The organism is Fibrobacter sp. UWB5 (genome assembly GCF_002210295.1).
Classification (GTDB): Bacteria; Fibrobacterota; Fibrobacteria; order Fibrobacterales; family Fibrobacteraceae; genus Fibrobacter.
This window is the reverse complement of sequence record NZ_MWQH01000002.1, coordinates 112,107-124,037: the sequence shown is the minus strand read 5'-3', so window position 1 is coordinate 124,037 and position 11,931 is coordinate 112,107. Positions and strand designations below refer to the sequence as shown.

Annotated in this window: 9 protein-coding genes; 5 read left to right on the top strand and 4 right to left on the bottom strand. The window is 48.7% G+C overall.

All coding sequences use genetic code 11. The features are described from left to right. The first annotated feature begins 47 nt into the window (after positions 1–47). Positions 48–1,622 (top strand): biotin attachment protein, encoded by a 1,575-nt coding sequence (locus tag B7989_RS04800; protein ID WP_088627462.1) that lies wholly within the window; start codon positions 48–50, stop codon positions 1,620–1,622. Between the two features lie 130 nt (positions 1,623–1,752). Here the strand turns inward: B7989_RS04800 and B7989_RS04795 are convergent, their stop codons facing one another. The 4 genes from B7989_RS04795 to B7989_RS04780 form a co-directional block, all read right to left on the bottom strand. After that, entirely contained in the window at positions 1,753–2,553 is an 801-nt protein-coding gene (locus B7989_RS04795; protein WP_088627461.1) for a hypothetical protein, read from the bottom strand. A gap of 77 nt (positions 2,554–2,630) precedes the next feature. Next, the gene (locus B7989_RS04790; protein WP_088627460.1) at positions 2,631–5,153 is read right to left on the bottom strand and encodes a hypothetical protein; all 2,523 of its coding nucleotides are present in this window, start codon (positions 5,151–5,153) and stop codon (positions 2,631–2,633) included. After that, complete coding sequence (locus tag B7989_RS04785) at positions 5,153–6,409, bottom strand: hypothetical protein (protein WP_144264965.1); 1,257 nt, start codon at positions 6,407–6,409, stop codon at positions 5,153–5,155. The genes B7989_RS04790 and B7989_RS04785 overlap by 1 nt, the downstream gene beginning before the upstream one ends. A 224-nt stretch (positions 6,410–6,633) precedes the next feature. After that, positions 6,634–7,848, bottom strand: coding sequence for a sensor histidine kinase (locus B7989_RS04780; RefSeq protein ID WP_088627458.1), 1,215 nt, complete (start codon positions 7,846–7,848; stop codon positions 6,634–6,636). 200 nt (positions 7,849–8,048) lie between these two features. On the opposite strand from B7989_RS04780, the gene B7989_RS04775 reads away from it, so the two are divergent. From B7989_RS04775 to B7989_RS04760, 4 genes are all read left to right on the top strand, one after another. After that, positions 8,049–8,903 carry an RNA polymerase sigma factor RpoD/SigA gene (locus B7989_RS04775; RefSeq protein ID WP_088627457.1) on the top strand — a complete coding sequence of 285 codons (855 nt, stop codon included), beginning with the start codon at positions 8,049–8,051 and terminating at the stop codon, positions 8,901–8,903. A 104-nt stretch (positions 8,904–9,007) separates the two neighbouring features. Next, positions 9,008–10,783, top strand: a complete 1,776-nt coding sequence (locus B7989_RS04770; protein WP_088627456.1) for a S41 family peptidase — start codon at positions 9,008–9,010, stop codon at positions 10,781–10,783. 18 nt (positions 10,784–10,801) lie between these two features. Beyond that, positions 10,802–11,575, top strand: coding sequence for an ABC transporter permease (locus tag B7989_RS04765; RefSeq protein ID WP_233144251.1), 774 nt, complete (start codon positions 10,802–10,804; stop codon positions 11,573–11,575). Beyond that, positions 11,575–11,901: a DUF721 domain-containing protein gene (locus B7989_RS04760; protein WP_088627454.1), complete on the top strand. Its 327-nt coding sequence runs from the start codon at positions 11,575–11,577 to the stop codon at positions 11,899–11,901. The genes B7989_RS04765 and B7989_RS04760 overlap by 1 nt, the downstream gene beginning before the upstream one ends. Positions 11,902–11,931: the final 30 nt, after the last annotated feature.

Here is an 11,931-nt window from a genome sequence, read left to right as displayed (position 1 = left end):
TTTTATTGTACAGTAAAAACAAGGGATTTATCCCACAGGAAAACACTATGAAAAAGATCAAGTTCCAGGATACCTCGTTCCGCGATGGTTTCCAGTCTATTTTCGGTGCTCGTGTCTTCGCTAAGGACTTCATGCCCGCTGTCGAAGCAGCCGTCAAGGCCGGCATCACCCACTTTGAAGCTGGTGGCGGCGCCCGTTTCCAGGCTCTGTACCAGAACTGCGGCGAAGACGCATTCGACATGATGGACGAATTCCGCCGCGTTGTAGGCCCGAACATCCGCCTGCAGACCCTCGCCCGCGGTATCAACGTGGTGGCCCTCGCTCCGCAGCCGCGCGATATGATCAAGCTCCATGCCGACATGTTCAAGAAGCACGGCATGACCCGTATTCGTAACTTCGACGCCTTGAACGACGTCAACAACCTCATTTACTCCGGTAAGTGCATCACCGACGCCGGTCTGGAACACGAAGTCGTCGTGACCATGATGGAACTTCCTCCGGGATGCGACCTCAACGCCGCCCACAACCCGGAATTCTACGAACGCATCCTCCGCAACATTTTGGACGCAGGCGTTCCGTTCGCTTCCGTTTGCTTCAAGGACGCATCCGGTACCACGAACCCGACCAAGGTTTATGAAACCTTCAAGCGCGCCCGTAAGCTCCTCGGCGACAAGGTCGAACTCCGTATCCACAGCCATGATACCTGCGGTACCGGTGTGGCCCAGTACAAGGCTGCTATCGAAGGTGGCGCTGATGGCGTTGACCTCGGCCGCAAGCCGCTTTCCGGCGGTACGGCTCAGCCCGACCTGTTCTCCATGTTCCACGCCCTCAAGGGTACGGACTACAAGCTCGCCCTCGGTGAAGACAGCATCGTCGACGATCACATTCCGGAACTCATGGAAGCCAACAACGTCGCCGTAGAATGCCTCAAGGACTACAACTTTCCGCCTGAAGCCCGTCAGATTACGACCGACGTGATCTTCAGCCCCATGCCGGGTGGCGCTCTTACCGCCAACACCCTCATGATGCGCGAAACCAAGACCTTCCACCTGTTCCCGAAGGTTATCGAGAACATGAGTGAATGCGTCCGCCGCGGTGGCTTTGCTTCTTCCGTGACGCCGGTTTCTCAGTTCTACTTCCAGCAGGCTTACATGAACACCTTGAACCAGGCTGCAGGCCGCGGTACGTGGTTCAAGATGACCGAAGGCTACGGCAAGATGCTCCTCGGTTACCAGGGTAAGACTCCTTGCGAACCGGATCCGGAACTCGTGAAGATCGCTGCCGACCAGTTCAACATGAAGCCGTTCAAGGAAGCCTATCCGGGCGTCCAGTGCGCAGAAGAAATTCTCGAACCGGGCATTCCGAAGGCCAAGGCCCTCCTCGAAGAAAATGGTCTGCCGGTTACCGACGAAACCATCTTCATCACGGGCTGCCTCCAAACGAAGGCTGGCAACAAGGGTATCGAATTCCTCAAGGGCAACCGCCACATTGGCGTGCCGAAGAAGGACCCGAACGCTGCTCCGGCAGTGGACACCAAGAACATGAAGGCCGGCGCTGCAAGCACCTACCGTATCGCTCTTGGCAACCAGAGCTGGGACGTGCAGGTTCAGACCCTCAAGTAATTTGTTCGAAACAAATTAAGAAGAGCCTCCGGCAAACCGCCGGGGCTCTTTTTTTTATTTCGTGTCAACGGACGCGGTTTATTGTCATCCCGGGCGCAGATTTCTTGTCATCCCGGGCTTGACCCGGGATCTAAAACACGAACTGTTTTCCCACAAACAGTGAGAAGTCAATCAAGTCTCCTCGCGACACCCCACCGAAAAATCCGCTCGGGTGTGTATAAGTCCACTTGATAGAGCCTACTGCATCTTCATACTCGTGTTTGAAAATCATGTCAAACTCAGCAACTAGATTTCCAAACCGACCATTTCGTCCAAAATACGATCCAAACCACACAGAAGTTGTCACGTCTGCGCCGTTATCGTGCCCTCGGCTTTCCATAAGCCCTTCGTTATCCAACCTTCTACGCATGTGATCGTAGTCAGAAGAAACACCCTCATACAATTGGAAACCAATTGCACTTCCGAGAATAAAAAAGGCCGGGCTAAAATCAGCACCGATCAAGATTCGTTCTTGCATATTCCAAAAGCTATAGCTTTTACGTCCCTGTTTAGAATCCAACCAAGTGATATAATCTTTGTCATATTCATCTTCCCTAGAACAGCGATGAGAGGCATCACAACCAAAATGAAGCGAACCTCCAAATACACCCGCAGCCACATTCAAAAAGAAAGGCGATAAAGTTCCCGCCATACGATAAGTCAAACCAATGTTGCCACCAAATGCATTCAGGTTTTCCAAATTGTAGGCATCGCCCGTATGTCCGTAAACCCCCGAAGCCGCCACAGACAATTCCTGCGCAGAGCTATCCGGAGAACTACGATGCATAATCGGAGCAGGCATCAGCGCTGTTCCTATAGAATGGGTAGTCGGTTTCAAGCACCCCGTAAGCGCCACAGACAACGCGGCCAACAGTATTAATTGTTTTTTCATATCATTGCTCCTAAAAATGCGGCACGACAACCACCATGCCGCAAAGAAAAATAAGATTAACGTTTTAAAAAAAGACCTTATTTTGCCAAGATTCTGTACACAAGACAAACCTCATCCGTCTTGCCGCTCCTAAAGACCAGCCTAGACGCGATTTTTTTGTAATTATGCGTAATTTTCGTATCTATGACATCTGAAAGAGAAATTTCTTTTACAATAAAGTCCCCCTCTATTGTAGCAGAATCTCTCAAATACTGCATTCCTGATAAGTACGAATCAAAATACACGCCTGTCCCTTGGCAAGACCCCGGCCAATAATAAATCTGGAGTTTCTTATAGGATTCAAAGCTCTTTTCGCCTTTAAGATCCAAATAAGCTTCGCTACCTATTTTCTTAAAATCCAGTTCAGCCCCCATATTGGCCCCTTCAAGATAAGTCTCCACCGATGCAGACGGCGTCCATGAGGCAAATTTGTACGCTTCCGGATATAATTCAGCAATAGCACTTTCATAGTCCTTACCGGTATCTTCAACAGTCATCGTAAGTGCCGGATTCGCAACAGTCACATTCCCCCCATCGGAATTCAACACCAAACGAATCCAATGATATTTCTTAAGCGAACCCTCATTCGCAGGGAGTTTCCAGTGAACACGATGCTTTTTGCCATCTACCGGAACAGCCACCTCTTGCAACTGCAACTGGCCTATTCCCGACTTAGATTTCAGCAACAAAAGTTCCGCTTTCATCCAAGAGCCTTTCGTATTGTTAACCGTAATGTCAAAACCGACAGAAGCGCCTTCCGGAAGGTCTTCGCCATTGTCAAATACAGCAACCTTATGCCATCCAGCCGGCACATCGAAAATCACGCTCTTGTCACTTTCCGTCGCCTCCGCATTATAATCGTAGCGACCATAAGCGAAATACTTCTTCTGTACATAGCCGCCCTTCCTCAAGAATTCAGGCATTTTCGTTTGGTCCATACAATTGGTCCCCGGCTTAAAATACCAAGCCAGGTTTTCATTGCGGAATTCCTTGCTTACATAATCGTAGTCGTAATTAGCCAACTCACAAAGGACTCGCCACATATCGACCTGCAATCCGCTAATAATGGCAGAATCCGCCTTCAATTTCTTGCTTGAAGGTAATTCAATATGTCTCCCGCTAATCGGTTCCTTATAACGCGGGTGCGTCGCATCCACCGCATAAACCGCATTGGCGGAACTTTTTGCGCCAGGATTTGTAAACGGGAAATCGGAGTAATTTTGGTAAAACGCACAAGGTTCCGTAATGGAACTTATCCCACTACATTTCAAATCCATCGCACTTGTGGTCGGAATAAAGGTGCTATTCTTTTGAATCAATACGTCTTCATCCCAACCAGTTGAAAAAGGAACAACATAAAGAACTTTCATATCATCCGCCATTGCATCAAGCATGCCTTGGCGTAAGCTTTCATACATTGTTTCCGAAAACGGATAAGTACTTCCTTGAATAAAATCATAGAAAGCCTGCGCCGAACGCGTTTTTTCTTTAACCCCATCTAGATACTGATATTTTCTATTTTGGGCAATTGGGGTTTTGCCATCGAGATAAGAATAAAGCCTACTTTCAGCACGACCGAACGGAGACCCGTATTTTTTTGCATGCCTGTTCAAAACAAAGAATGTGTCAGAATGCGCCGGAATAGCCCCTTTCAGCTGGCCTTGCGCAATAAGTACAGAAGGAAAGCCCTTATATTCCGCCGCCTTACGGTACTCCCCAAAAAGGAATCGGTTAGGCGATGCATTCACCTCGTATGAATAATCGGAACAATCTTTATTCTTGCACATTCTCTCATACAGCAACAACCCGCTAGCACCAGGGCCATTAATCAAATCCCTGAAAGCCTCAGCTCCCCCGGAACCACCATCTAGAGCCCAAAAATCAATCGTATAAAAAAGCGCAAGCGGCAAAATGGCTCCTTGGTGCGGCGAATCCAAAGACGAATACAGCCGAATCGGGGCGTCCGTCATCTTATTCCGTGCGATATCGTACAAGTACGAACCATAACGGCCCAAGATACCGCCTTGACTTACCCCAAGCACAACAAAACCATCTTGCAGTTTGTTATCAAATCCAAACCAGTATTCCGAATTAATCAAATGAAGCATTTTCGCAAAACTTTGAGAATTTTCCAACAGAGACCGTCTCACAGTTTGCGGGAATTGCACAAGAACGGGCGTGTAGCCCAATTCTACAAGCGGGTCAACAATGCCAAAACGTTCAACTTCGTCCTGCATTTCGCTTAAAGTCCGCATTCCATTTGTACTGAGGTAAATGCCATCAATCATCAGGAACGGGCGAACCAGGCTAAAGTGCATTTTTTTCGAGTCGTCTTTCCGCGGATTAAGGACCCTTATTCTCACCTTATCATACATCGGAAGCGCAGAACAAGGAAGACCTGTCAACGTAAATCCGCTATTTCTTGAATTTTTAATATCATATTTTGCCACACACATTGAATCCAATCCGTAATTTCCACTAAAGACCAAATCAATATGTTCCCTTGCCGTAGAAACTGAAAAACCAAGCAACAATGCCAAAACAAATAATACGAATCTCATTATTTCACCTCCACGAATAACGTCTGGTTAATGGTTACACCGCCTTCAGAGAGCCTTACTTTTACGGACTGCTCGCCCGCCGATTCAAACTCTAGCAGCATTTCGGACTTTGGTTCTAGCGACTGCCACTTGTTTTTCGTATAAATTTCCACCTTCGGAAGCACACTTCTATTCGTGCAAACAAAATAGGGATCATAGAAAATCTTGAGTCGAGATCCCCTCACAGTTGCCGACGGGACCCCCGCCTGCAGAATTCTTGCATTTTGTAACCGCCCAGCCTTACAAACGCTATCGTTACAGGCGCGGTAAGCGTAATCCACATTGCCTATCAGCAAGGGCATTTCGAGATTATCCGTACCAGCGGCAGCCTCGTTTGCCTCGTAAAACAACCCCTTCGGATTCGCAATCACGCTATCACGCAAGCGATTCCGATCGATAAAGTACATGTTGTTGAACCAGCCATCGCGAGATTTTTGCGGAGTCAAATCGGTCCGGCCACAAAATTTTTGAATCTGATAATGTTCTAATTCACTCAAAACAAAATCAGCGCTAGTGGAATCTGCAATTTTACGACGTTTTTCTTCGGAATAGGCAGCAGACGTCATCGGCGCTGGCGTTGAGATGAATTTGCCTTCGCGGCGAGGGGTCCTCGGGTCCAAATCGCTGTATGGATAAGTCCACACTTCGGCAACCGAGCCGTTCGACACCGCGCAACTTACCGATACATCGTCAATAAACAGGGTCGTGTATTGATGCGCAGGAACATCAAAAAGCCCAACGCCTACATGCTTGACCGCCTTTGCGGAATTTCCGAGAAGTTCAGCGACAGCAATCTTCAGCGAATAAGTCTTATTGGCATCGAGATCAAAGAATTTCACGCCGCTATTGCCGAAATCGCCCGCAAGCCAGATTCCGAACTTGCTTTTCTGCGTCGCGCGCACTTTGAGCGCCACGTTCCCGGATTGGACGGCCAAGGGCAACTTGTCAAACGACAACAATCCCGTCCAATCTCCCGCCTTGTTCTTCATGCCGGACCAGCGAATATAAGGCGGGGTAAGCGCCTCCTTTTCGCCCGAGTTCATTTTACCCCAATTGGCGCTCCACTCCGGTGCTTCCGGGAACGTCATGCCAGCCATTTCCATTTTACCTGCTTCGCCATTTTTATACAGCGAAACATCATTACAAACTTGCGCAAAACTTGAAAGAGACAATACGGTCCCAATCAAGGCTGCACACCTTGACATCCTACTGATCATAGGACCTCCATTTTTAAAGATGTTTGTTAAGCTCCCTAGCACTCGCTAGGCCGCGATATAAAAAGCCATATAAAAACAAAGCATTAAACAGGATAAAAAAATACACCTGTGGCTAACAGATGTATCTAAAAAACTATTTAATTGCTCCGAACCGAATTATAGATAAACAAATTTTTATTGTAAAGACGTCATTCGGAATTTTTCAAAAAAAGTGTATACAGCGTTTACACGGAATCCTTTTTCAGTTTCACCTTCAGTTCAGTTATATACACATCACCTTCTACGCGACCTTCATAATGGTAACGCCCGCTATACATGAGTTCCAGGCGTTTCTTGAAGGTCGAAAGACCAAGGCCGCTTGCATTCGGTTTCGCCTTGCGTGGAAAGTTACTATTCTCGCCCACAAAGCTAAGTTCATCCCCTTTCTGCACAATCTTGATACGGGCAAAGCTTTTACCATCCGGATTCACGCAATGTTTCATCGCATTTTCCATCAAGGGCATCATCAGCAAGGGTTCCACTTGACAATCGGGATTTTCAAGTTCGTATTCAAATTTGAAATCAAATGAATCGTCATGTCTCAATTTCTCAAGTTCCGCATACTTTTCCAAAATGCCCACATCTTCTTTAAGCGAAATATACTTGTCGCCTGTCTGGTAAAGCATCACACGAATCAGCTGCGAAAGTTTCGTCATACTTGTTTCGGCAAGGCCAGGGTCTATACGAATCAAGCTAGTAATATTGTTCAAGGTATTGAACAAGAAATGCGGCGAGAGTTGGTTCTTCAAGAACTTGAGTTCATATTCCAGAGTCGAACGTTTCTTTTCACGCAAGATAAATGCCCTGATAATCAACCTCGAAAACATTGAAATCAAAATGCAAACAAAGCAGATGAGCGCAAGCGCAATCAGAAACACAAGTACAGTCCAGACGGAAAAATGCCCGCGCACGGTCCCCGCACTAAAACAATAGTTGCTGAAGAAATCTACAATTCCCTCGCCCGCCTTGCGCTGAATCAAGAAGTAGAACACTTCGCGGCCTAGCAACGAAAGAAAAAGAATCACGGCGTTGCCGGCAAAGAACAAAGCATAACGTTTTCTAAAGAAGCACTTTGGAACAAGGTAGCGCTGGTTTACCAAGAAGGTCAAGAACGTTGCCAGAAGCGGCAAATAGTAGCAGGAAAGATTAATAAGCGACACTTGCGTCAACGGATATGTCGGATCCAGCAACAATATTAACGGGAACAGCAAGATAAACATCCAAATCAGAATCATCAGTACAAATGTCGGAATCGGATACTGGGCATCGTTCTCATCGCCCATGATTTCAATCAGTTCACGTTCTCCTTTTTCGAATTGAGCCTCTTGAAGTTCCGCAAAACGTTCATAATTGCGGCGTAAAAAAGCCCTAAAAGCGGATTTTGCGTACTTTGTCGTCATTTTTTCCTCTTGCAGACACAAAAATAGCCCTTATTTGGGCAAAAAAAAGGGCGTTATGACAAAAACATGACAAAAGTGCCGTTTTCTTTGACGAAATTCACAAATAACTTTTGCGAACAAAGGCGTAATCTATGACACTTCAAAATGCAAATGGAGGTAGATTTACGAATGTAAACGAAACAACAAGCAACGAGGTTGATATGACAAAGAATACACACGTTCGTGACGACAGGGATGTTTATTTCCAGTACCTGAACGATATTTCTAAATATCCTCTGCTTACCAAGGAACAGGAAAAGGTTGTTCTCGCCAAAGTCCGCGAAGGCAGCCGCGAAGCCATGGACCTGCTCGTCAAAAGCAACCTCCGCTTCGTCGTGAACATCGCAAACCTTTACAAGGGTCAGGGCATCGACGTGAACGAGCTCATCAACGAAGGCAACATGGGCCTCATTGAAGCCGCCCGCCGCTTTGACCACACCCAGAAAATCAAGTTCATCAGCTATGCCGTTTGGTGGGTTCGCCAGAACATCACCCGCGCCATCGCAGAACGCGGTCGTTTGGTCCGCATCAGCGCCGAAAAGGAACTCGTGCTCCGTCGCTTCGCCAAGAAGGGTGGCGCCATGCACCAGGTCGTTGGCGGCGGTCTCATGCTCGACCCCAAGAGCCTCGAAGGCGTCAGCAAGTACAAAGCCGACGACATCGAAAAGATCTTGATGATGGGCAACAAGTCTACCTCTCTCGACGCCCCCGTTGGCGAAGATGGCGACATGACGCTCGGCGATACCATTGCGGCACAAGAATTCCGCACCGACGAACTCGCCGAAAAGAACAACCGCTCCAAGCTCTTTAACAAGGCGATGAACAACAGCCTTTCCGCCCAGGAAAAGGAAATCATCAAGCTCTATTTCGGTTTCAAGATGGATTCCGACCTGAACTTGAAAGAAATCGCCCCGATGGTCGGCCTTTCCAAGGAACGCACCCGCCAGCTCAAGGATTCCGCGCTCGAAAAGCTCAGGAACGAACAGCTTGCCCGCGTTTTGAACGACGCCGCCTAATTTTGACCTTTTTTCTCTCTCTCCTTATATTAAAAACCGGCCGAATGGCCGGTTTTTTCCGTTTTCTGTACCCCGACAAACAAATGAAATTGTATTTTTAAAGCATGAATTTCAATATGCTGAACTTTCGAACCCTTTTTGTAGCCGGTCTTTCGGCTCTGTGCCTCACCACAAGCCCGCTTGCAGCAAGCGACAAGAAAGATCCTCCTGGCGATTTCTATAACGAAGTTTCGCGCCTGAACAAGGTGCTTTCCGAAGTCAACCGCAAATATGTCGAAGACGTGAACCCGACCGAGCTCACCGACGCGGCATTGAACGGCATCCGCAACATCTTGGACCCGCATACCACGGTGTTTTCGCCCAAGGACTACGAAAGCCTCAAGGTTTCGATGGAAGGCAAGTTCGGCGGCGTGGGCATCACCATTAGCCTCCGCGACAACATTTTGACCGTCATTTCACCGCTTTCCGGCACCCCGGCATTCCGCTTGGGCATTCGTGCCGGCGACCGCATCCGTAGAATTGACGGCAAGGACACCAAAGGCTTAAGCCTCGACGAAGCCGTGAACAAGCTCCGCGGTAAAATCGGCACCGACGTGACCGTTTCCATTGAACGCGAAGGCGTGCCCGATCTAATGGACTTTACCATTACCCGAGCCGAAATCATTGTACACGCCGTGCCCTACTACGGCATGGTCACCAAGGATATCGGCTACATCAAGCTCGCCACCTTTAGCGACAAGACCACGAGCGACGTCGAAAACGCCCTCAAGATTCTGCAGAAGAGGGGCATGAAGAAGATCATTCTCGACATGCGCTACAACCCGGGTGGTCTCCTGAACCAGGCTATCGAAATCAGCGAATTGTTCTTAAAGCAGGGCAACTTGATTGTGAGCACCCGTGGCCGCACTCAGAAGACCGAAAGCCACGCCCGCAAAAACGGAATCGTGAAGCCTGAAGTGCCGATGGTCGTTCTTTTGAACCAGGGTTCTGCCAGCGCCGCCGAAATTGTTTCCGGCGCCCTTCAGGACTGGGACCGCGCCCTGATTATCGGTAAGACTTCCTTCGGTAAGGGCTCTGTGCAGACAATTTTCCCGCTGGACAACCAGGGTAACGCCCTCAAGCTTACAACCGCCTTCTACTACCTGCCCTTCGGACGCTGCATCAACAAGCCCGAAAACGGCATCAAGGGCCTGAAGCTCCTTGAAGAAGAATACGCCGACGAAGGCGACGGCAAGGCCGATTCTACCAAGAAAGACACTGCCAAGGTCGACACCTTCTACACCCATAACGGCCGTATGATGTTCGGTAGCGGCGGCATTTCTCCTGACGTAGAAGTGGAACTTTCCCCCATGCCCTGGGTCGTGCAGGTTCAAGAACGCATGGCCATGTACTTCAAGTTTGCCGTCAAGATCCGTCCGGATCTCGAAAAGAACAACGTGAAGATTGACGCCAACTGGGAAGTCCCCGACAGCCTGTTTACGCAGTTCCGCGACTTCTGCATGAAGGACACGAACTTTACCAAGATCAAGAGCAACGCACTGGTAGGCGTGGACCAGCTCGAAAAGAGCATTATCCGCGAACAGAACTACATGGGCGATAGCGCCAAGGTCGTGAGCGACACCGCTCTCGCCAAGCGCATCGCCGACATGCGCAAGGCCCTTGAAAACAACCGCAACGCCCAGTTTGACGAGAACAAGCAGTACATCAAGGACGGCATCAAGCGCGAGCTCCTGACCGCGTTCATCAACGACTCCGTCAGCACCGCCTTCTCCCTGAAACAGGACAAGCAGTTGAACGAAGCCATCAAGTATTTGAGCGACATGAACCTTTACAAGAAGGCCATCAGCGCTCCGTCCAAGAAAGCATCCAAGAAGAAGTAGGAATCCTTGATTACCGTCATGAACAGAATTGCAGAAAGTCTGGGTAAGTTTATCCGGAAGTTTCTGCATACGGTGTTAAGTTACCTGCACTTTGTCTGGCAGCTTTTCAAGAACGTCCCCGGAGCGTTTAGCAACTTCCACACAACCGTGGAACAGATGCAGCACGTGGGGCTTACCAGTATTCCCGTGGTGGTGGCCGCATCGCTTGCCACGGGCGCAATTATGGCCTGGCAGCTTGCCTACCAGTTTGCAGACATTATTCCCCTGATGTTTGTGGGAATGGCCGTGGGTAAATCGGTGATGGTGGAACTCTGCCCGATTTTGACCGCCATGGTGCTTGCTGGCCGAATTGGAGCGTCCATGTGTTCCGAGCTTGGTACCATGGCTGTGACTGAACAGCTTGACGCCTACAAGGTTCTCGGCTTAAGCCCTTATAAGTTCTTGCTTGCGCCGCGCTTGATCGCCACCATCATCATGCTTCCGACCCTTACGGTGATCAGTATCTTTATCGGTATCGTCGGCGGTTACGAAGTGGCCCACATTTACAAGGACGTGTCCTTCGCCGTATTCTTCTACGGTGTGCGCATGTTCTACCAAAACTGGGACTTGGTGGTGGGCCTTATCAAGGCAACCCTTTACGGCTATTTTATTGCAAGCTACGCATGCTTCTTCGGTTTCACTACCCATAGCGGTGCCGAAGGCGTGGGTAAGAACACCAAGGCTACCGTTGTTGCCGGCATGACAAGCATTTTGATTGGCGGCTTTGTGCTTTCCAAGTTGCTGTTGCTCTAATGGAAATTCCCTTTCGCAAAAAGCGTAAAAAACCGGTCTGCGGCAAGGACCCGGAGGACATCAGCGTCCTGTTGCAAATGCTTTTGGACAAGACTCCGTTAGGCGAAGAAATGGCCTTCGAAAAGCTTTCCGAAGGGCTTGAAACCATCGTGGGGCCACTCATAAAACCCCACGTACAAATTGCCAAAATAAACAAGAATATTTTGACGCTAAAGTGCGACAGTTCCGCGTGGAAACAGGAACTTTTCTTGCAAAAAAAAGCTATTATTGACAAGTGTAATTTATTGCTCGGGAAGCCCTCTATCAAGGACATTCTTTTCGTATAAAAGCATGTCAAATAGACTCCCCGACACAAA